At 41.2% G+C, this 19,583-nt stretch carries 22 protein-coding genes, 4 tRNA genes and 1 riboswitch; of the genes, 20 read left to right on the forward strand and 6 right to left on the reverse strand.

The features are described 5' to 3' along the window. Nucleotides 1-26: 26 nt before the first annotated feature. Nucleotides 27-992, forward strand: a complete 966-nt coding sequence (locus GFH30_RS09455; protein ID WP_153372080.1) for an outer membrane protein assembly factor BamD — start codon at nucleotides 27-29, stop codon at nucleotides 990-992. Between the two features lie 213 nt (nucleotides 993-1,205). Beyond that, nucleotides 1,206-3,137, forward strand: a complete 1,932-nt coding sequence (locus GFH30_RS09460) for a DNA primase (RefSeq protein ID WP_153372082.1) — start codon at nucleotides 1,206-1,208, stop codon at nucleotides 3,135-3,137. 68 nt (nucleotides 3,138-3,205) lie between these two features. Here the strand turns inward: GFH30_RS09460 and hemA are convergent, their stop codons facing one another. After that, complete coding sequence (gene hemA / locus GFH30_RS09465; protein WP_153372084.1) at nucleotides 3,206-4,489, reverse strand: glutamyl-tRNA reductase; 1,284 nt, start codon at nucleotides 4,487-4,489, stop codon at nucleotides 3,206-3,208. Nucleotides 4,490-4,590: 101 nt separating this feature from the next. Here hemA and GFH30_RS09470 point away from each other — a divergent pair, with 101 nt between their 5' ends. The 12 genes from GFH30_RS09470 (at nucleotide 4,591) to ribB (ending at nucleotide 11,806) form a co-directional block, all read left to right on the forward strand. Further along, nucleotides 4,591-6,282, forward strand: a complete 1,692-nt coding sequence (locus GFH30_RS09470; RefSeq protein WP_406565730.1) for a tetratricopeptide repeat protein — start codon at nucleotides 4,591-4,593, stop codon at nucleotides 6,280-6,282. A gap of 7 nt (nucleotides 6,283-6,289) precedes the next feature. Beyond that, entirely contained in the window at nucleotides 6,290-6,892 is a 603-nt protein-coding gene (gene lolB / locus GFH30_RS09475; RefSeq protein WP_153373432.1) for a lipoprotein insertase outer membrane protein LolB, read from the forward strand. 21 nt (nucleotides 6,893-6,913) lie between these two features. Further along, nucleotides 6,914-7,744: a 4-(cytidine 5'-diphospho)-2-C-methyl-D-erythritol kinase gene (gene ispE / locus GFH30_RS09480; protein ID WP_153372088.1), complete on the forward strand. Its 831-nt coding sequence runs from the start codon at nucleotides 6,914-6,916 to the stop codon at nucleotides 7,742-7,744. Further along, nucleotides 7,743-7,817 (forward strand) — tRNA-Gln (locus GFH30_RS09485). The genes ispE and GFH30_RS09485 overlap by 2 nt, the downstream gene beginning before the upstream one ends. A gap of 26 nt (nucleotides 7,818-7,843) precedes the next feature. Then, nucleotides 7,844-7,918 (forward strand) — tRNA-Gln (locus tag GFH30_RS09490). Between the two features lie 19 nt (nucleotides 7,919-7,937). Next, nucleotides 7,938-8,012, forward strand: a tRNA-Gln gene (locus GFH30_RS09495). Nucleotides 8,013-8,103: 91 nt separating this feature from the next. Then, a tRNA-Gln gene (locus GFH30_RS09500) sits at nucleotides 8,104-8,178 on the forward strand. A 37-nt stretch (nucleotides 8,179-8,215) separates the two neighbouring features. After that, nucleotides 8,216-9,169 carry a ribose-phosphate pyrophosphokinase gene (locus tag GFH30_RS09505; RefSeq protein ID WP_153372090.1) on the forward strand — a complete coding sequence of 318 codons (954 nt, stop codon included), beginning with the start codon at nucleotides 8,216-8,218 and terminating at the stop codon, nucleotides 9,167-9,169. A gap of 97 nt (nucleotides 9,170-9,266) precedes the next feature. Then, on the forward strand, nucleotides 9,267-9,563 hold the full coding sequence (rplY, locus tag GFH30_RS09510) for a 50S ribosomal protein L25 (RefSeq protein ID WP_153372092.1): 297 nt from the start codon (nucleotides 9,267-9,269) through the stop codon (nucleotides 9,561-9,563). Between the two features lie 18 nt (nucleotides 9,564-9,581). Then, entirely contained in the window at nucleotides 9,582-10,163 is a 582-nt protein-coding gene (pth, locus tag GFH30_RS09515) for an aminoacyl-tRNA hydrolase (protein WP_153372094.1), read from the forward strand. Between the two features lie 143 nt (nucleotides 10,164-10,306). Then, on the forward strand, nucleotides 10,307-10,687 hold the full coding sequence (gene panD / locus GFH30_RS09520; protein WP_153372096.1) for an aspartate 1-decarboxylase: 381 nt from the start codon (nucleotides 10,307-10,309) through the stop codon (nucleotides 10,685-10,687). A 177-nt stretch (nucleotides 10,688-10,864) separates the two neighbouring features. Next, nucleotides 10,865-11,029, forward strand: a riboswitch (FMN riboswitch). A gap of 117 nt (nucleotides 11,030-11,146) precedes the next feature. Beyond that, nucleotides 11,147-11,806 carry a 3,4-dihydroxy-2-butanone-4-phosphate synthase gene (gene ribB, locus GFH30_RS09525; RefSeq protein ID WP_153372098.1) on the forward strand — a complete coding sequence of 220 codons (660 nt, stop codon included), beginning with the start codon at nucleotides 11,147-11,149 and terminating at the stop codon, nucleotides 11,804-11,806. Between the two features lie 57 nt (nucleotides 11,807-11,863). Here the strand turns inward: ribB and GFH30_RS09530 are convergent, their stop codons facing one another. Further along, nucleotides 11,864-12,403 carry an HPP family protein gene (locus GFH30_RS09530; RefSeq protein WP_171501005.1) on the reverse strand — a complete coding sequence of 180 codons (540 nt, stop codon included), beginning with the start codon at nucleotides 12,401-12,403 and terminating at the stop codon, nucleotides 11,864-11,866. 89 nt (nucleotides 12,404-12,492) lie between these two features. Here GFH30_RS09530 and GFH30_RS09535 point away from each other — a divergent pair, with 89 nt between their 5' ends. After that, nucleotides 12,493-13,053, forward strand: coding sequence for a TetR/AcrR family transcriptional regulator (locus GFH30_RS09535; protein ID WP_153372100.1), 561 nt, complete (start codon nucleotides 12,493-12,495; stop codon nucleotides 13,051-13,053). Here GFH30_RS09535 and GFH30_RS09540 read toward each other — a convergent pair. Further along, entirely contained in the window at nucleotides 13,035-13,643 is a 609-nt protein-coding gene (locus GFH30_RS09540; RefSeq protein WP_153372102.1) for a LysE family translocator, read from the reverse strand. The genes GFH30_RS09535 and GFH30_RS09540 overlap by 19 nt on opposite strands. Before the next feature lie 126 nt (nucleotides 13,644-13,769). Here GFH30_RS09540 and GFH30_RS09545 point away from each other — a divergent pair, with 126 nt between their 5' ends. Further along, nucleotides 13,770-14,717 (forward strand): IS30 family transposase, encoded by a 948-nt coding sequence (locus tag GFH30_RS09545; RefSeq protein WP_153370942.1) that lies wholly within the window; start codon nucleotides 13,770-13,772, stop codon nucleotides 14,715-14,717. Between the two features lie 19 nt (nucleotides 14,718-14,736). Here the strand turns inward: GFH30_RS09545 and GFH30_RS09550 are convergent, their stop codons facing one another. After that, nucleotides 14,737-15,225, reverse strand: a complete 489-nt coding sequence (locus GFH30_RS09550; RefSeq protein ID WP_153372104.1) for a DUF1289 domain-containing protein — start codon at nucleotides 15,223-15,225, stop codon at nucleotides 14,737-14,739. 182 nt (nucleotides 15,226-15,407) lie between these two features. Here GFH30_RS09550 and trhO point away from each other — a divergent pair, with 182 nt between their 5' ends. The 4 genes from trhO (at nucleotide 15,408) to GFH30_RS09570 (ending at nucleotide 18,355) form a co-directional block, all read left to right on the forward strand. After that, complete coding sequence (gene trhO, locus GFH30_RS09555) at nucleotides 15,408-16,340, forward strand: oxygen-dependent tRNA uridine(34) hydroxylase TrhO (RefSeq protein ID WP_153372106.1); 933 nt, start codon at nucleotides 15,408-15,410, stop codon at nucleotides 16,338-16,340. Nucleotides 16,341-16,548: 208 nt separating this feature from the next. Beyond that, nucleotides 16,549-16,833 (forward strand): FUSC family protein, encoded by a 285-nt coding sequence (locus GFH30_RS09560; RefSeq protein WP_153372108.1) that lies wholly within the window; start codon nucleotides 16,549-16,551, stop codon nucleotides 16,831-16,833. 74 nt (nucleotides 16,834-16,907) lie between these two features. Next, a complete protein-coding gene (locus tag GFH30_RS09565) occupies nucleotides 16,908-17,522 on the forward strand; it encodes a DedA family protein (RefSeq protein ID WP_153372110.1) in 615 nt (204 codons plus the stop codon). 290 nt (nucleotides 17,523-17,812) lie between these two features. After that, nucleotides 17,813-18,355 (forward strand): hypothetical protein, encoded by a 543-nt coding sequence (locus tag GFH30_RS09570; protein ID WP_153372112.1) that lies wholly within the window; start codon nucleotides 17,813-17,815, stop codon nucleotides 18,353-18,355. A gap of 89 nt (nucleotides 18,356-18,444) precedes the next feature. On the opposite strand, the gene GFH30_RS09575 is transcribed toward GFH30_RS09570, so the two are convergent. Both GFH30_RS09575 and GFH30_RS09580 read right to left on the reverse strand, forming a co-directional pair. Beyond that, entirely contained in the window at nucleotides 18,445-18,969 is a 525-nt protein-coding gene (locus GFH30_RS09575; RefSeq protein WP_153372114.1) for a YecA/YgfB family protein, read from the reverse strand. A gap of 72 nt (nucleotides 18,970-19,041) precedes the next feature. After that, nucleotides 19,042-19,251, reverse strand: coding sequence for a PA3496 family putative envelope integrity protein (locus GFH30_RS09580; protein WP_153372116.1), 210 nt, complete (start codon nucleotides 19,249-19,251; stop codon nucleotides 19,042-19,044). Between the last annotated feature and the right edge of the window lie 332 nt (nucleotides 19,252-19,583).

Raw genomic sequence — 19,583 nt, forward strand, 5'->3', positions numbered from 1 at the left:
TTGCCCGTATTAACAGAGGAATTTTTATGTCGCTACCACATTATAAGATGACAATGCTTGCGCTGACCCTTGGCGTAGCATCGGCAATGGTAGGCTGTAGCAGTAATCCAAAAAAAGAAGTTGTAGATAAAGGTCCGCAATCTAGCGAACAAGTTTATATCCAAAAAGCACAAAAAGCGCTAGAACGAAACCAGTATTCAGATGCTGCGCAACAATTACAAGCATTAGAAACTTATTTCCCAACCAGTCAATATGCGCAACAAGCGCAGCTTGAATTGCTTTATGTGAAATACCAACAAAAAGATTTTGAAGGTGCAATTGCCCTTGCAGATCGTTTTATTCGTCTAAACCCACAACATCCACATGTAGATTATGCCTATTACGTGCGTGGGGTCGCGAATATGGAGCAGAACTATAATGGTTTACTGCGTTATACCTCGCTTAAACAGTCTCATCGCGATGTAAGCTATATTAAATTGGCGTATCAAAACTTTGTCGATTTCATTCGCCGCTTCCCATCAAGCGAATATGCGGTAGATGCTGCACAGCGTATGAAGTTCATCGGTCAAGAGTTGGCTGAGCATGAAATGAATGCGGCACGTTTTAATATTAAACGTAAAGCATATTTGGCTGCGGTTGAACGCTCGCAGTGGGTCATTGAACATTATCCTCAAGCGCCACAAACACCAGAAGCTTTAGCAACCATTGCTTATGGTTATGACAAGCTTGGTGATAAAACCACTGCGCAACAATATGTGGATATTTTAAAGCTGAACTATCCAAATCTTGTGAAAGCAGATGGCACAGTGAATTTCCGTGCAGCGCGTAGTGAAGGCAGCTTCTTTAACCGTGCAACGCTGGGTATTTTGGGTTCAGGTGCAAAAACTGTCGCTGAAGATGATTCAACCTCGACAAATCCTGAAACCGAGAAGCGTAGCTTCACCAATCGTGTGACTTTTGGTTTACTCGATCGACCAAAATCGGCTGAATAAGCTCGGCACAAGTGTCCAATAAGACAACTGTTTCGGGTGCATTTTTATAAAGGGCAAGGTATCATACTTGCCCTTTTGTTTTGTCTAAGCTTCGCTTGAACAATTTGTGCAAAAGGTATACAAAGGAATGCAAGAGAATCGACTTCGTCAGTCGTATTCCAAATGATTCAATCGTTTAAACTTAAAGATGTAGCACGAGAAGCTCAATAGATTATGGCCATTCCTCAACATACGATTGATCAAATTCTCGATCGCACCGATATTGTCGATGTGATTGGTCAATTCGTGAAATTAAAAAAGACCGGTCGCACTTATTCGGGCTGCTGCCCTTTTCATCAAGAAAAATCGCCTTCTTTTCACGTTTATCGTGATAAACAATATTTTCACTGTTTTGGTTGTCAAGCCAATGGGAATGCCATTCGTTTTTTAATGGATATTGGCAGTCGTAATTTCGTCGAAGTGATGAAAGATTTATCGAGCCAGACGGGCGTTGAACTCCCAAAAGACAATACAGACTCGAATAAACTCAAATACAAACGTGAAACAGCCAAACCTAAAGTTGTTGCCGCGCCAAAACCACAAAATAATCAAACGGCACCCAATAACGTCAAGAATCTTGAACACATCCCAAATGATACAGCTCAAGTTGAACATTTCGATCCTTTTGCTGAGTTTCAAGCGAGCGAACAAGATTTCTCAAATGATCCGTTTGCATCATTTGAACAGATGCCTATGTCCGATGTGCAACAAGACGGTAACTTATACGATCTGCTTGAAAATATCGCACAGTTCTATGAGCGCCAACTGCCTAAAAGTCAAAGTGCGCAGCAGTATTTTAAACAACGTGGTCTCACTGCGGAAACCATTGCCTATTGGCGTTTGGGCTTTGCCCCTGAAGATTGGCAACATTTAGAAAAAGCCTTCCCGCAAGATATTGAAGGCTTAAAACTGCTAGGACTCATTCGTACCAGTGACAATGGGCGCGAATTTGATTTATTGCGGGATCGGGTGATTTTCCCCATTCGTGATAGCAAAGGTCGCGTGGTCGGCTTTGGTGGTCGTGCGCTGAATGACGAAATCAAACCGAAATACATCAATTCGCCTGACTCTGAAGTGTTCCATAAAAACCAATTACTCTATGGTTTATATGAAGGACGCAAAGAAAAAGCCCAAGATTGGCTGATGGTTGAAGGTTATATGGATGTCATTGCGTTACAGCAATATGGCCTTCATGGTGCTGTGGCAACCTTGGGTACAGCCAGCAACACTGACCATATCAGTATCTTATTCAAACAAAATAACCGGATTACCATTGCCTTTGATGGCGATGCAGCGGGTCAAAAAGCGGCACGGCGCACGCTAGAAATTGCGTTACCGCTGCTCAATGATGGTCGTGAGCTGAAATTTTTTGTTTTACCGAATGATCACGATCCGGATTCCCTCATTCGTCGTGAAGGGATTGAAAACTTTAGACGTTTGCTTGAGCAAGCACCGCTCATGTCAGATTTTATTTTCGCTTATTTGACCCGCAATCAGGATGTCTCCACTCCTGAAGGTAAAAGTCAGGTGATGGGCGAACTCAAAAACCTAACTGAATTATTGCCCAAACACGGTTCGTTCCGTTATTTGTTGCAGCAATTTTTCCGTGAAAAGCTTGGCTTTAATCGCAAATGGCAACCGCAAGTTAACAATGATGCATCCTTAAGCTTTAGCACCAAAATTGATGCTGAAGAATATGTGATCGCGATTTTACTCAATCATCCGTATTTATATATTCACTTTGAGCCGCTCCGTGCGCTGATTGCAGAAGATCAATTGCTGTTTAAAATTTTAAATATTTTGAATGTGATCTTTGAAGATTTACCCGATGATCCTGAGCTTTCTATTTATTATGTATTAGGCGCATGTGCGAATTATCATCATGAATTGCATAACATTTTATTGCATGCCAATGTCAGTGATTATACCTCATCACCCGAGCAAGCAGACAAACTTGCCGCCGATTTATCAACCAAGTTACAGCTGCAATCTTTAAAACATAAAATTAAATCAAAACAATTCAAAAGCATTGCAGAGATGAAAAATCTCAAATTACAAATTTATGAAATTGATAAGAAGCGTTCTATGACGCTAATTGAAGAATAAAATTTGCTTTGATCGGTAGATGTCTATCTACAAATAAATATTTTGATTTTAAAAGATTGAATACAAAATTAATGCTTAGGTTTACGACGTTTTTGTACCACATCTTTTAAGTTGTCTTGCAGCATATCAAACAGGCTTGGATCTTCTTGCTTCGCGGCTTCACGTAATAAAATAGAAGTTGGATGCAATAATTTTTGCGTCAAACGATGCGAAAATTCAGTCATCACCTGTTCAGCGTTTTCACCCTGCTGAATACGCGCTAAAGCATGTGCCAATTCTTCTTGACGCAACTGCTCACCATGATCACGATAAGCATGAATCGTTGCACCCGCTTGATTCACTTTTTGCTGAGTCATCAGTTCATTGACCAGCTGACTTACCATCACTTCGGCTTCAACGGCTGCTTGACGACGCTGCGCAAGATTTTCATCAATCACACTCTGCAGGTCATCAACCCCATACAAATACACGCCATCTAAGCTTTCTACTTTAGCGTCAATATCACGCGGAACCGCCAAATCTACGAGCAAAATTTGTTTATAACGACGTTTTTTCAGTGCCGCTTTAACATCCGCAAAAGCGATGACTTGATGCAAACTCCCCGTACAACTTGAAATCACATCGGCACGATGTAAATTTGCTGCAAGTTCAGAAAATTCGATAATCTCTACATCAACCCGATGGGCAATTTCTTGGGCTAACTTTTCAGCACGGCTACGGGTACGGTTACAAATAATGATTTTACCGACGCCCATTTCCGCCAAGTGTTTTGCCACAAGACTGTTCATTTCCCCTGCTGCGACCACCATAATGGTCAACTTGGCAGGATGACTAAAAACTTGAATCGCGAGCTGTGCCACAGCGTAGCCCATCGACACGGCATGACTGCCTACTGCGGTTTCCGAACGAACGCGTTTTGCCGCGTAAAAGGCATATTCAAAGATACGATTGAGATTTTGTGAAACGGTTTGCGCGTCTTTTGCAAGTGATAACGCAGTTTTAACTTGACCTAAAATCTGCGGTTCACCGAGCATTAAAGAATCAAGACCACTTGCAACACGCATTAAGTGTGTGACCGCTTCTGCATTTTCATAACGATAGACATGATTTTGTAATTGTTTGACATCAATGCCGTTTTTTTTGGCGAGCCAATCTAGCACCATGTCGATATTGTTCGACATCGCGTAAACTTCGGTCCGATTACATGTAGACACCACCACGAGATCGTTCAGCTCGGGGTGTTGGCTTTGCTCAAGCAATAAAGCACTTAACTTTTCAGGGTTAAACGCCACTTGTTCGCGCAGCTCTACAGAGGCGGTTTGATGGTTGACACCCAATGCAAAGAAAGACATATCAGGTCATCAATTCGCTAAATTTGTGCTATTGTGCAACATTGGTGTCATAAAAAAGCATTAGTTGGATCAAGAAAAAATTGCGTCAAATAACAAGCTGTATGAACAGCACTACAATTAAGCAATATTCTACCACAATCTTACTTGTCGGTAGCATGGCTTCGACTGCCCAAATTCAGGCAGCGGAAGCAGTTTACCACGCAAATCAAAATTATGAAGCGATTAAACAAAGCATGATTGCTGAGTTTGCCCTTTCTGCTCATGATATTCCAACCGCTTTACATAATTATACCGTGCTCGCCATCAAGAGTAATTCTACTGCCGTCAAGCAACGTGCCTTAAATGTAGCGCTTGAACACGAGGAACTACGAGCCGCATTAGATATTTCTACCCATTGGGTCGTACAAGAGCCCGAAGATGTTCCTGCGCTCTTTTATTTGGCGCATATTGCCCTAAAAGCACATGAATATGAATTGGCTGCTGAAACTTTAGATAAAATTTTAAAAATAGATGACAGTGCCAATTTAGAAGAAATTTTGGTCGGGATCTCGCCTGATAATACAGAAGATCGTGAATATCTCATTCAGGCACTCAGCACCAGTAAAACCAAAGATAATCCGTCTATTTTGGTTTTAATTGCAGGGCTTGAAGCGCAGAACGCACAGCTTGAACAAGCTCTTGAAACCATTAATCGTGCTTTAAAAAAACGTCCAAAAACGACCGGCTATATCCTGATGAAAGCCAATTTACTCAGTGGTCTAGGCGATGAAAACGCAACATTGGCGTGGTATGACAAAGCCAGTCGTAAAAACCGCAATAATTTGGATATCCGTTTAGCAGAAGCCAAATACTTAATCAAACTGAACCAATCCACACGTGCGTTGCAAAAGCTTGAAGATATTATTAAAAAATGGCCAACCAATGAAGAAGCCTTATTTATTGCTGGTTTGACCAGTATTGACTTAGAAGAATATGAAAAGGCTGAAAAATACTTAGTGGAACTACGCTATTCCATGCAATATCAAAATGAAGCCTATTACTATTTAGCCGTGAATGCCGAACGCAAACAGCATTTTGAAACAGCTAAAGCTTACTATCGCTTGGTCGATGGCAGTCTTTATACCGTTTCACGTCGCAATATGATTTCGATTTTTAGCGAACAAGACAAACTCAATGATGCCTTACGTTTTTTGACTCAAGAACGCGTCAATTATCCACAGCATGCCAGTTTCTTATATCAGGCACAGTCCGATATTCTAAAACGCATGAACAATAAAAAAGCAGCGCTACGTTTACTCGATGAAGCCATTCAAAATGTGCCTGATGATCCCGAACTGATCTACGCACAAGTCTTATTGCTTGACCCTTATGAAGATCGTGACCTGCTGGATCAGCGCCTAAAGTCTTTATTACGCATTGAACCGAATAGCCCAACCTACCTCAATGCTTATGCCTATACATTAGCGATGCAAAATCGTCGCTTAGATGAAGCACGCGGTTATGTGGAAATGGCTTTAGAACTTGCACCAGAGCAAGCCTCTATTTTAGATACTTTGGGTTATATTTGTTATTTGCAAAATGACTACGCAACCTCTGCGAGCGTCTTAGAAAAAGCCTATACACTCAGCCCCAATGTTAAAATTGGGGTGCGCTATGCACGTTCTTTGTATATGAATGGCGATTTGCAGCGCTTTAATACGGTGTTAAAACAATTACAACAAAATCATGAAAATGATCCTGAATTAAATCAGCTTTATTCGTTATTGTTAGTGCCACCTTTCCAAACGAGCTAATTTTATGATGTTAAAACTCAATTCTATGACATGCGTTCTATTGGCATCGAGTATTTTAAGTTTGACAGGCTGTCAGCAGGTCATCAAACCTGAATCAAATGTCACCACACCGACACTTGAAGCGCCTGATCAACATACGCAAGCTGATCGTCAATTTCAGCTACAAGGTAAAATTGGGGTAAAAACAGCTCAACAAAGCGGCAGTGCCTTTTTTACTTGGCTACAAGACCAAGACCAGTTTGATATCGAGCTCACCGGAATTTTAGGCATTGGTAAAACGCAAATTTCCGGACAACCTGGTAATGTCACACTAAATAGCGCTAAAACTGGCTTAATTGAAGCATCCACACCTGAAGAATTACTGCAACGTGCGACTGGTTGGCAAGCGCCAATCACACACCTTGTTGATTGGGTTCAGGCACGTCCCGCGACCAATAGCGCACAGGTACAAAAGGATGCCAACAATCGTATCAGCCAAATGATTGAAGATGGTTGGACAGTAGACTTAAGCTATAACGCACAAGCACAGCTACCGAATCGTTTGATTTTAAAACAGCGCTTAGACAATGGCGGTGAAAACCGTATTACAATGGTCATTCAAGACCGTTAACTGATTTGATTTAAGTCTCCTATGATTCGTGCGCCCTCACCTTCAAAACTCAACTTGTTTTTACATATCACTGGTCGTCGTGACAATGGCTATCATGAATTGCAAAGTATTTTTCAGCTGATTGATTTATGTGATTGGCTTGAGTTTGAGCAAACAGAACGATTAGACATTCAGATCGAAGGTCTTGAATCGGTGAATTTAGAAAACAATCTGATTTATCGCGCGACTCAAATCTTAAAACCTTATGCGCAAGCTCAATCAGGTTTAAATATTCGCCTTGAAAAGAATATTCCGATGGGTGCAGGATTGGGCGGTGGTTCATCCAATGCGGCAACAACCCTGATTGTGGTGAATCAATTGTGGCAATGTGGATTAAATACTGCGCAACTAGCAGATTTAGCCGTGCAGTTGGGCGCAGATGTACCGATTTTTGTGCATGGTAAAAATGCATGGGCAGAAGGTATTGGTGAACACTTAACATTCATAGACTTAGATCAAAAACAATTCATTGTGCTTAAACCTGACTGTTTTATCAGCACTCAATTGCTTTTTTCACAAAAAACGTTGACAAGAGACACGAAGCCTACTAAATTTTGCGCCTATCAGGAAACGCCATCTGATTTTAGAAATAACTTTGAGCCATTGGCACGAAGCTTATATCCTGAAGTTGATGAAGCGATGCAATATTTAGATCAGTTCGGTGTTGCAAAACTTACAGGTACAGGTGCTTGTGTGTTTATTGAAGTAACAGCAAATATGAATATTAAAGATATTCTGACAAATTCGCCTTGTACCAGTTACTTGGTCAACAGTTTGAAAGAATCACCTTTGGTTCAGTTTGAGGTTCGTTAGGGGTATCGCCAAGTGGTAAGGCACCGGGTTTTGATCTCGGCATCCGTTGGTTCGAATCCAGCTACCCCTGCCATTTTTCACCTGTAGATGTACTGTATTAGGGGTATCGCCAAGTGGTAAGGCACCGGGTTTTGATCTCGGCATCCGTTGGTTCGAATCCAGCTACCCCTGCCATCTTACAGTTTATCAAATTAGGGGTATCGCCAAGTGGTAAGGCACCGGGTTTTGATCTCGGCATCCGTTGGTTCGAATCCAGCTACCCCTGCCATTTTCTCAAAAAAGACAGAGCATCACTTTACGACTCATATGTTAATTAACCTTGACATCAAGCCGTAAAAATATTAAAGTTCTGCCGCATTAGGGGTATCGCCAAGTGGTAAGGCACCGGGTTTTGATCTCGGCATCCGTTGGTTCGAATCCAGCTACCCCTGCCATCTTATTCCTACACATTCCAACCGCCAAGGGTGCTTCATGCCCAATCTTGTCGTTTTTAGTGGATCTGCGCATCCACAATTCGCTCAAAAAGTCGTAAGCCACTTACATATTCCTCTAGGCGCTGCCTCTGTAGGTCAGTTCTCTGATGGCGAAATTGCTGTCGAGATCACTGAAAACGTGCGTGGTAAAGACGTATTTATCGTACAGCCTACTTGTGCCCCAACTAACGATAACCTGATGGAAATCTTAGTGATGGCTGACGCATTGCGTCGTGCAAGTGCTGGTCGTATTACTGCCGTGATTCCTTATTTTGGTTACGCTCGTCAAGACCGTCGTCCACGTTCAAGTCGTGTGCCAATTACTGCTAAAGTTGTTGCAGATATGCTAACAACTGTGGGTATTGACCGCGTTGTGATGATTGACCTTCACGCTGACCAAATCCAAGGCTTCTTCGATATTCCTGTAGACAACATCTACGGTACACCTGCCCTTCTTGCTGACCTACGTCAACAGTCGCATCACAACCTTATGGTTGTATCGCCTGACGTTGGCGGTGTGGTACGTGCACGCGCTGTTGCGAAACAAATGGGTGATATCGATCTAGCAATCATTGATAAACGTCGTCAAAAAGCAAATGAATCACAAGTGATGCATTTGATTGGTGATGTGAAAGATCGTGATTGTGTCATTGTTGATGACATGGTGGATACAGCAGGTACGTTATGTAAAGCTGCCGACGCATTGAAAACTTTCGGTGCGCGTAAAGTGATTGCTTATGCAACTCACCCAGTTTTATCTGGCAAAGCCATCGAAAACTTAAAAAATTCTGTGATTGATGAATTGGTTGTAACCGATACCATTCCTCTTTCTGAAGAAGCTTTAGCTCTTGGTAAGATTCGCCAAGTTTCAGTTGCGAGTATGGTTGCTGAAACAATTCGTCGTATTAACAACGAAGAATCTATTAGCGCAATGTTCGATTCTTATCTATAATAGAGCGCTGAAATTCCAAAGCCCTGTCATTTGACGGGGCTTTTACTCACTAGATTGGTCGCAGATCTAGTTAATTAACTTAAATAGGATGTCTATCATGGCAAACTTCGTATTAAACGCAGCAGCACGTGAAGAAGCAGTACAAGGGAAAGGTGCGAGCCGCCGCCTTCGTCTTCTTAACAAAGTTCCAGCTATCATCTACGGTGGCGAAGCTGCTCCTGTTACAGTAACTCTTGAACTTCGTCAGCTTGTTAAAGCTTTAGAAAACAATGCTTTCTTCGAAGAAGTAATTGAAATCAACATCGACGGTAAAGTTGAAACTGTTAAAATCCAAGCTTTACAACGTCACCCAGCTAAAAACACACCAATGCACGCTGACTTCAAACGCGCATAAGTGTTAATGGTGTAATTAGTGTCAAATCTTTCACTGATTGTTGGTTTGGGTAACCCAGGTTCTGAGTATGCCCAAACCCGCCATAATGCAGGCTTCTGGTTCGTAGAACGCCTTGCAGAGCAATATGGCATCTCACTCAAAAATGACCCAAAATTCTTCGGAATCAGCGGTCGAGGTAAAATTGAAGGTCAAGACGTTCGTCTACTTCTTCCAACGACCTTTATGAATCTTTCTGGCAAAAGCGTTGTTCCTTTCGCTAAGTTTTATAACATTGCGCCTGAAGCTATTTTAATTGCTCACGATGAACTGGATATGAATCCGGGTGTCATTCGCCTAAAAACAGGCGGTGGTCATGGTGGACATAATGGCTTACGTGACATCGTTCCGCATATTGGCTCTAATTTCCATCGTTTACGGATTGGTATTGGTCATCCCGGCTCGAAAGATCGTGTTTCTGGTCATGTGCTCGGTAAAGCACCAAGCAGCGAACAGAACTTAATGGACGATGCGATTCATCATGCCCTTGCACGTACAAAAATGCTGGTCAATGGTGAAATACAACAAGCCATGAATCAAATCAACGCTTATAAACCAAACTGATCATTCAAAAATCGTTGGACAATGACACTTGCCATGCAGATGGTTTAAGCGCAAAATGCGCAAGCCTACCCACTGATTGAGTGTCGTAGTCATTGATTCAACAATAAGATCAATATCTTAGGTCTACTCAGGAGACGCTAGCCATGCTATCTCGTTTATTAAAAGCGAAAATCCACCGTTGTGTTGTAACACAAGCAGAATTACATTATGAAGGTTCTTGTGCGATTGACGGTATTCTTTTGGATTTAGCCGGCATCCGTGAATATGAAGAAATTCATATGTGGAATGTGACCAATGGTAAACGCTTTACGACGTATGCGATTCGTGGTGAAGAAGGTTCAGGCATTATCTCTGTAAATGGCGGTGCTGCACTTCAAGCGGATGTTGGCGATTTAATGATTATTGCAACATTTGGTGATTTTACTGAAGCTGAAGCAGATGCACATAAACCACGTTTGGTTTATGCAAATCCAAATAACACGGTTAACCACACTGCAAACTGTATTCCTGTACAAGTGGCATAAGCGTTTGAATGCTTATCGCATTCAGCTTTGACTAAAAACAGATTCTAAAAAGCTCGCACATGGCGGGCTTTTTTATGCCTGTTTATTTTGTGATTATTCACACAATTGCTATACATATGATGCATTCAGATAAAGAAAGCCCTCCCCGTCGTTTAAAACAGGAATATAATAGACTTACATCGCTTCAGGGCGGGGTGTAATTCCCCACCGGTGGTAAATTCAACGGGTATATTTATTCGATTGAATCAGCCCACGAGCCTATTATGTTCCTTACACAACATAATTCGCAGATTTGGTGAAAAGCCAAAGCCGACGGTATAGTCCGGATGAAAGAAGACGAGGTCAACACACGTTATTGTTTTAGATCATTGCATCTCAATGATAACTTGTGACCATACTCCTGCTTTTCTCTATGTCCTGAAATGTTCAATCGTACTTAAACCTTACGCGAGCGTTTCAATGTCTAGTTTGATTCAACCCGAAATTTTCTTTTCAGCACTTCCTCCCGCTGAACAACGTATTCAAAAAGCTTTAGAAGATATCCGCCAAGGCAAACCTGTATTGGTCATGGATGATTTCGACCGTGAAAATGAAGCTGACTTAATTGTGGCTGCAGAAACCTTAACTGTCGAAACGATGGCACGTATGATTCGTGATGGTTCAGGTATTGTGTGCTTATGCTTAACAGATGAACTTGCCAACCATCTCGAACTGCCACCGATGGTCAGCGATAACTCAAGCCAATTTAAAACGGCATTTACAGTGACCATTGAAGCTGCTGTGGGTGTAACAACTGGCGTATCTGCTAAAGACCGTACCACAACTATTCATGCTGCCATTAAAGATGGTGCAGTCGCGAGCGATCTAAACCGTCCGGGGCATGTCTTCCCGCTTCGTGCGCGTGAAGGTGGTGTGTTGACGCGTCGTGGACATACTGAAGGCACAATCGATTTAGCACGTTTAGCGGGCTTAAAACCATCAGGTGTATTGTGTGAACTCACCAACCCTGATGGCACGATGGCATCAGGCATTCAAGTTTTGGCGTATGCTCAAACTCATGATTTAACGGTCATTACCATTGAAGAAATTGTGCAATATCGTTTAAAACATCAGCTTTAAAATTTTCGATATTAAAAAAACCCATGATCTACTCATGGGTTTTTTATACTCAAAAGCTTAATCTTTTATTTTTGACTCTTTTAATGCCAAGGCATAATGTGGCCAAGCATTGCTATTTTTAAAATTATTCACCCAATACGCAATCAACACCAAGCAGATCGCGCCCGACAATACGGGGAAAATTAAAAAACTCCAATCATAATGCACTGTATTCGCAGTTAATAAAATAACCAAAGGATTTGCCCCTGCTGGCGGATGTACACAACGAAAATATTGCATTGCGCAAATCGAAATTCCCACAGCGAATGCAATACTGAAAGTATTTGAGCCAAATAGCTTCAACATCACCAAACCCACAGTCGCTGCGATTAAATGCCCAAAAATCACATTACGCGGTTGTGCCAATGGCGATTGAGCAGCCGCATACAACAACACACAACTCGCACCAAACGGCGCCATAATCCACAGATGTTCTGACCAATGACTGAGCATCATGAGCAACGCAATACTTAAACTTGCCCCAATTAAGCTTCTGAGCAAATCGAGCCATGAAGGTCGTTTGGCTAATTTTTCACGACCTTCAAATAAAAACATCATTGGTTTCACCTTGATTAGATTTTTTTCATCGTTTAAACTCAAAATAGTACAGATCTGTACTATTGTAAATATATCTGTTGAGAATAATCATGTCTAAATCAGCGATAAAAATTTTAAATACAGCAGAAGCGCTTTTTAATCAGCACAGTTTTAGCAGTGTCGGGGTTGATCTGATTCGAGATGAGTCGGGTTGCTCCAAGACCACCCTATATACGCATTTTACAAACAAGCAGCACTTAGTCGAAGCCGTATTAGCGCGTCGAGATCAACGTTTTCGGGCGAATTTAATTGAAACAATTGGCGATACAACAGGACTTGATGCGCTAGAAAAAATATTTGATTGGCATATCGCCTGGTTTCAAGCAGACCATTTTAAAGGTTGTCTCTTTGTCCGTGCGACAGCTGAGGCAGATCAACAAGATAATGCCATTCAGCACATCGCTAAGCAGCATAAATCTTGGCTCTATCAAGTTGTTCAACAGCATAGTCAACGTTTAAAGAACGCTGAACAGGTGACCTTATTGTTTTACACACAACTGGAGGGTTTAATCAGTCGTTGTTTGGTGGAAGGGTTTCATTTGGAGCAAGTCAATCAACAAAAAAAACTGATCTTTCAACTCATCGCATTACTTCAAAACCAAACACTATAAATGCCATAAAGCGCAACGCTCAACAAAATGACGCCACATAAGCCGAGTAAATGTGGATAAATTTTTGAGGTAGATAAACGTTTAAAGCCCAAATAAACCAAAGACAGTGTCAGGAAATCCAAAACAATCCACGTCACAGTCAAAATCATCAGGCTTGTATCTATATTGGACGATACACCCACAAATTGCGGAAAAAATGACGCAAAGAAAATAATATCTTTGGGGTTTGAAATACCGACCAAAAAGCCTTTTTGAAAGCCTGCTGACATCGGTTGAATCAAGGTCGGAGCTTGAGCTGCTTTAGAAAAAACCTCACGTAAAATATCAACAGCCAAATAAGCAATGTATACACAACCCAAGACCTGAATCATATTCAGCCAGTCCTGATTGATACTCATCACACCTTTTAGGCTTAAGATTGAACAGGCAATTAGAATCAAAGACGCGAAGTTCGTACCGAAAATTGTTCTTAATGCCGCTTGATAGCCGCCTTTTAATCCTGCACTTGCAATAAGCAACATGACTGGACCTGGCGTGGCAATCATGACCACGACAGCCAAGCAATACAGGGCATATTCTAAAAAATTCACTGTCCCCTCAACCATCATTTATACAAGCCTTAGATTCTCAAATGAAGTGCAACAGAGATTAAATTTTGGAAAGAAGCAAGATGAGCTAGCATTTTGCTTCCGACCGACCAAAGTCAAAGTTGCATCATGAACTATACTCATCTTACCCAAGAAGAAAGATATCAGATTTTTACATTGTTACGTGAAGGATTTTCTCAACGTTATATTGCTTGGAGACTGAATCGTTCACCTTCCACTATTTCTAGAGAAATCAATCGTAATCGAGCTAGAAATGGTTATTTCGCTAAGCATGCTAGTAAACTCGCTCGAAGACGCCATTGCTCTAATCCTAAAAGAATCCCTGATGAAATATGGGCAAATGTCATCTTTTATCTTGAACTTCAATGGAGTCCTGAACAGATTGCTTCCCGTGTTTCAGTCAGTCTGCATTCAATTTATCGCTTAATACGACAGGATAAAAATAAGGGCGGTACTCTCTTTCATCATCTACGTTTCAGAAATCAAAGAAAGAGGAAATACGGCTCTCCTGAAACTCGTGGTCAGCTGGCTAATCGTAAAAGCATTCATGATAGACCGATTGAGATTGAACAGCGTCATCGTTTCGGTGATCTAGAGATAGATACGATTGTGGGTAAGAATCATCAGCAATCATTGGTCTCGATTGTAGATCGTAAGACAGGTTATTTGTGGCTAAAGAAGTGTAGCTCACGTAAAGCAGAGGAAGTTTGCCAAACAACGATCAGTTTACTTGAGCCAATCAAAGATCAGCTCAAGACGATTACCGCAGATAATGGTAAGGAGTTTAGTCTGCATGAATGTGTTGCTCAAGAATTAGAAATAGACTGGTATTTCGCAGATCCTTATAGCGCTTGGCAACGAGGTACGAATGAAAATACCAACGGCTTAGTCAGACAATACATTAGAAAGGGAAGTGACTTAAATCAGTATACAGATGAATATATCTCAGAAATAACAGCCCGTATCAATCATCGTCCAAGAAAAAGACTCGGCTTTAAAAGTCCGAGTCAGGTATTATGGCAACAACATGGTGTTGCACTTCAAATGCTAATCTAAGAGCTAAAAAAAAGAGGACTTATTCGTCCTCGTTATACAACGGAATGAGATGTTGGCTCATTTCATCAGCGCGCATAAATGCCAAATCATAACTGGCATTGGCGAGTGCCAAGACGCGTCTTTCAAATTGATCCCAAATTGGGCGTACCTGCTTATAGTGAATCCCTAGCCCGCTTTCGTCGGTAAAATGCCGGTTTTTTTCACATAATTTTAATGCGTGATACAGCTTACGCCCTTGACTAGCATCATCACGCAATCGCACTCTTTTTGAACGAACAAATGCCTCAACTTCCGCCAAATTGGCATGCGGCAACATTGGCACTAAAATTTGATCGAGCTGTGCATCCAAGCGTTTCCATACCAGCGTGTGATGTTTCGCATCATAACGATTCCAATGAATCACCTCATGATTGAAACGTCGACAGCCGCGACACACTGCATCGCCAAATACCGTCGAACAGCGTCCCGCACATGGGGTTAAGGATGAAATATGATGCTCTGAACTCAAAATTCACTCCATTTGGTCGCAGTCAGTTTTAACGTGGGCATTGCCTAACAATGTGGGCATGACTATACACGCTCCATGAAATGAATTGAAGTCTTAGAAAAGCGCTTGGATTGTCTCGCATATTCATGCGAATCAAGCTAAAATACGCGCCTTTAAATTCTATTGTTACCTTGGAGTACTCCATGAACGCTACTGTAGAACAGCTTGCACCTGTAGAACAGCAAGCGACGACTGGTTGGGTTGTTGCCGCACTTTATCAATTCAAAGAAGTCGAAGACGCTGCAGGTCTTCAACAACGTCTATTAGACTTGGTAAAAACCATCAACCTATGTGGTACTCTGATTGTTGCCAGCGAAGGCATCAACGGTACAGTTGCGGGCGACCGTGAAGCGATTGATAAAGTTCATCAATTGTTATTAGATGAAGGCTTCAACGATATGGAATATAAAGAGTCTGAAAGCTCTGATAAGCCATTCCGTAAAATGAAAATTAAACTCAAAAAAGAAATTGTAACTTTGGGCGTGGAAGTCAAACCACGTGATTTAGTGGGTCACTATTTAGATCCAAAAGAATGGAATGAACTGATTGCACGTGATGATGTGATTCTTGTCGATACGCGTAACGATTACGAATATAAAGCGGGCACATTTAAAGGCGCTATTGACCCTAAAACTGAAAGCTTCCGCGAATTCCCTGAATACGTTAAAAACAACCTTGAACAGCATAAAGATAAGAAAATTGCCATGTTCTGTACAGGTGGTATTCGTTGTGAAAAATCAACCTCTTTGCTTTTACAAGAAGGTTTTAACGAGGTCTATCACCTTAAAGGTGGTATTTTAAAATACCTCGAAGAAACCCCTGCCGAAGAAAGCCTATGGGAAGGTGAATGCTTCGTTTTTGATGGTCGTACTGCGGTGAAACATGGTATGGAAGAAGGCGAAAATACCAAATGTCACGCATGTGGCTGGCCGTTAACGCCTGAAGAAGTCGAACTTCCAAGCTATGAACATGGCGTTTCATGTGTATATTGCATTGAAAAAACCACTGAAAAGCAAAAAGAAGGTTTCCGTATGCGTCAATCGCAAATTTTGGCAGCTAAACGTAAACGTCTTTAATGTCGATTATATAAACCGATATACAAAAGCCCTCAATTGAGGGCTTTTTATTTACATAAAAATGACACCCGCAATAAAAAATACACCTCGTTTAACCAAGATTATCATCAAAAAATCATGGCACTTGTTAAGCTCGATTCAATTCAAAGATTTCACTGCTAAGTCTTTCATTATGAACTGAAAGCATAAAGTGAATAGGAGATGAGAAATGGGCAAAGCACTCGCACATCTTGAGGATAATATTGTGCCGTTTGAACCAAGGCATAATGTTAAAACACAACGACTAAATCAGATGGCACGCGAGTTAGAACGTGAATCGCATTTACTGATTGTGGTATTAGGTACGCTCATTGGTGCAACCCTCGCATTGTTCGTGGGTTACCATATTCATACCAGTGCAATCCATTTTTTACTGCTGAGTATCTTGCCTGTTTGCTTGGCTTATGGACTCCGTAAAATTTATATTCATACGCTTATTCGCACTTATTTATAATCGCTTTTTCTCTTGTTATTTGCCCACAACATGTGCTTAGAATATCAGCACATATATGCATTGATATTAAAATTATGAAGATCACAGAGTGGATCATTTCGATCATGGAGCAATTGGGTTATTGGGGGATTGCCCTACTCATGTTCCTTGATAATGTTTTTCCGCCCATTCCCTCTGAAATCATTATGCCTTCTGCAGGCTACTCTGCATCTCAAGGTCAACTTCTTCTTTTCGGTGTCATCATTGCTGGTTCAATCGGTTCTTTATTAGCCGCTGCCCTGCTTTATTGGGTGGGTTATAAATTCAAACACGAATCTCTCTTCAAATTTGTCGACCGCTATGGCAAATATCTGTTTATTCAATCTAAAGATGTCAAAAAATCGTTAACTTGGTTTGAGCACTACGGACATCGGATTGTGTTTTTCGGACGGATGATTCCTGCGGTACGTTCTTTAATTAGTATTCCGGCAGGCATGAGTCGAATGCCTTTTTGGAAGTTCATGCTGTTTAGTGGTCTAGGCACCATTATTTGGACAACATTCCTCGCCAGTGTTGGTTTTTATTTTGGTGAAAATCAAGCCTTGATGCACGAAATTTTCAGCCGTGTGGGTTATGTGATTCTTGCGATAGTAGGCGTTATTGTGATCTGGCTTGTGTATCGTCGCCAACAACGAAAGTCTAAACTATAAAATTAATTTTAGAGTATTTAACACGTTATTCTTAAGTGATTCCAATCATTTAAAATGACTCGGAATCACTCACGAGAAGCGACATTTTTCGTTTATTTTTCTGCAATTTGCCTACAAATTTTTACATGGATACAGACAGCTTATCGAACTCATATCATCTTTCTATATAAGTCAGCTTATGCATTGCATAAGTTATAGCAATGCTTTCGAGCGAAGCTATAGCTTGCTCATTAAAGCGCATTGCATTTTGTAAACCCAATATAACGTATCTATTAAAATAAGGTGATCAAATGACTGATATTGAGCGTAACCAAGAGATTGATCGTGAAGTCGTAAAAAACTTACCAAAAGAAGAACGTGATCGTTTAAATGCGGATCCTATTACAGGTGAACCAGGTGCACATCCTGTTGGAACAGGTGTAGGTGCAACAGGTGGTGCTGCTGCAGGTGCCGCAATTGGCGCGATGGGTGGTCCTATCGGTGCTTTGGTGGGTGGTGCCGTTGGTGCCGTAGTCGGCGGTTTAGGTGGCAAAGGTGCTGCCGAAGCCATGAACCCAACCGAAGAAGATCGATATTGGCGTGAGAACAGTTTAAATACCTCTTACTACACGGATACTCGTTCGCTTTATTCCGATCTCGATTACGATCGTGATTATCAGAGTGCTTATCGTGTCGGTTATGAAAACCGTCCACATTATGAAACCACCACGCGTTTTGAGGATGTCGAACACGAACTTAAGGCGAAATGGGAACAAGTCAAAGGTTCATCACGTTTGACATGGGAACAAGCCAAATATGCAATTAAAGATGCATGGGATCGTACCAAACATTAAATCTTTAATGCATAAATATGCGCTTGACCCAAATTGATCAGCCATAAAAAAAGCACCGAACTCGGTGCTTTTTTTATTCAAACTTCAACTTATTCAGGTGAATGATACATTAAGTACAATTCATTTAGGTTGTTTGGAATTTCTTCTGCAAGTTCATCCATCAATTGACCATTGCGACGGAAAGTTTCCATTTGTGGATCTTCGTCATCAATGCCACTGAAGACCATAATTGGCAGCGTTAAATCGACCAATTGTTCTTCATACTCTTCTGCGAACCAAGCATCTTCATTCAAGAACATCGCATCGACGAAACCGACACTCCAATCCCCTAAGCTTGATTCTGTATCTGCTTCTTCAATTTCAAATGGGAAGGTAATCCCTTCTTCATTGGCAAGGTTTTGGCGAATAGACTCCAACCATGCTTGAATTTGCGTAATAATCGCAGCAGGTGCCTTTTTCTGATTGCCTTCAAAAAGCTCATCTAACCATTTGTCGAATTTAGGTCCGACTGCAATGGCACATAAGAAACCGTGAGTGGCAGCAAAATCTAGACCAAATTCATTTTGGTCGCCATCTAAAAACTCACTCAACTGGTCTAAATCAAAAGCACTCATTTAATATCCAAACTTCGAAATACCGAAAGACTTAGCATAGCATTTATTGACGCTATGCTAAATCCGAATTCGTTAATCTTCGTCGTCGAAATCGTCATCGTCGTCGAAGTCATAGTCAAAATCTTTGAGTTCACGTTCCAAACGACGTTGTACTAACAAATCGTCGATTAGGCGGCGTTTTTCCAATGACTCTTTGGCTGTCAGCTTGGTCGTGGAAGCCTCATCGAAGCTAACATCATCATCACTGAAGCTATCATCTAGTTCAAAATCTGTAGAAGACACTAAAACTTCCTCATGGTGAAAAATGTAAATGGTTTTAGCGCTATTTATCGTGCCTAAAAAACTAAGTCAAGTTTTATTTTGTTTTTTAAGATTTTAAATTTAAAAATAGGGCTTTTTTTCTGACTGAAATGTGTGGCATGATATAATCCACCCTGCGTCCTGATATTTTTTGACAGTTTTAGCGAATTTTTAAGAAAACAGTGCGTACCGGGTTGAACTTGAAAATAACAAATTCACCCCCATCTTAAATTACTGAATTTCACTTTTAAATATTTTATCAGACAGCGTTTTACGTTGTACTTACTGATGAAATACCTGAGCTATTCATAAAA

This window comes from Acinetobacter wanghuae (assembly GCF_009557235.1).
In the GTDB taxonomy this organism is placed as follows: domain Bacteria; phylum Pseudomonadota; class Gammaproteobacteria; order Pseudomonadales; family Moraxellaceae; genus Acinetobacter; species Acinetobacter wanghuae.

Coding starts and splice junctions, on each gene's coding strand:
- GFH30_RS09545 (WP_153370942.1), top strand. CDS start 13,770: ATGAACTATACTCATCTTACCCAAGAAGAAAGATATCAGATTTTTACA.
- lolB (WP_153373432.1), top strand. CDS start 6,290: ATGTTAAAACTCAATTCTATGACATGCGTTCTATTGGCATCGAGTATT.
- GFH30_RS09460 (WP_153372082.1), top strand. CDS start 1,206: ATGGCCATTCCTCAACATACGATTGATCAAATTCTCGATCGCACCGAT.
- GFH30_RS09560 (WP_153372108.1), top strand. CDS start 16,549: ATGGGCAAAGCACTCGCACATCTTGAGGATAATATTGTGCCGTTTGAA.
- hemA (WP_153372084.1), bottom strand. CDS start 4,489: ATGTCTTTCTTTGCATTGGGTGTCAACCATCAAACCGCCTCTGTAGAG.
- GFH30_RS09455 (WP_153372080.1), top strand. CDS start 27: ATGTCGCTACCACATTATAAGATGACAATGCTTGCGCTGACCCTTGGC.
- GFH30_RS09530 (WP_171501005.1), bottom strand. CDS start 12,403: ATGATGTTTTTATTTGAAGGTCGTGAAAAATTAGCCAAACGACCTTCA.
- GFH30_RS09470 (WP_406565730.1), top strand. CDS start 4,591: ATGAACAGCACTACAATTAAGCAATATTCTACCACAATCTTACTTGTC.
- panD (WP_153372096.1), top strand. CDS start 10,307: ATGCTATCTCGTTTATTAAAAGCGAAAATCCACCGTTGTGTTGTAACA.
- GFH30_RS09535 (WP_153372100.1), top strand. CDS start 12,493: ATGTCTAAATCAGCGATAAAAATTTTAAATACAGCAGAAGCGCTTTTT.
- rplY (WP_153372092.1), top strand. CDS start 9,267: ATGGCAAACTTCGTATTAAACGCAGCAGCACGTGAAGAAGCAGTACAA.
- GFH30_RS09575 (WP_153372114.1), bottom strand. CDS start 18,969: ATGAGTGCTTTTGATTTAGACCAGTTGAGTGAGTTTTTAGATGGCGAC.
- ispE (WP_153372088.1), top strand. CDS start 6,914: ATGATTCGTGCGCCCTCACCTTCAAAACTCAACTTGTTTTTACATATC.
- GFH30_RS09565 (WP_153372110.1), top strand. CDS start 16,908: ATGAAGATCACAGAGTGGATCATTTCGATCATGGAGCAATTGGGTTAT.
- GFH30_RS09570 (WP_153372112.1), top strand. CDS start 17,813: ATGACTGATATTGAGCGTAACCAAGAGATTGATCGTGAAGTCGTAAAA.
- trhO (WP_153372106.1), top strand. CDS start 15,408: ATGAACGCTACTGTAGAACAGCTTGCACCTGTAGAACAGCAAGCGACG.
- GFH30_RS09505 (WP_153372090.1), top strand. CDS start 8,216: ATGCCCAATCTTGTCGTTTTTAGTGGATCTGCGCATCCACAATTCGCT.
- ribB (WP_153372098.1), top strand. CDS start 11,147: ATGTCTAGTTTGATTCAACCCGAAATTTTCTTTTCAGCACTTCCTCCC.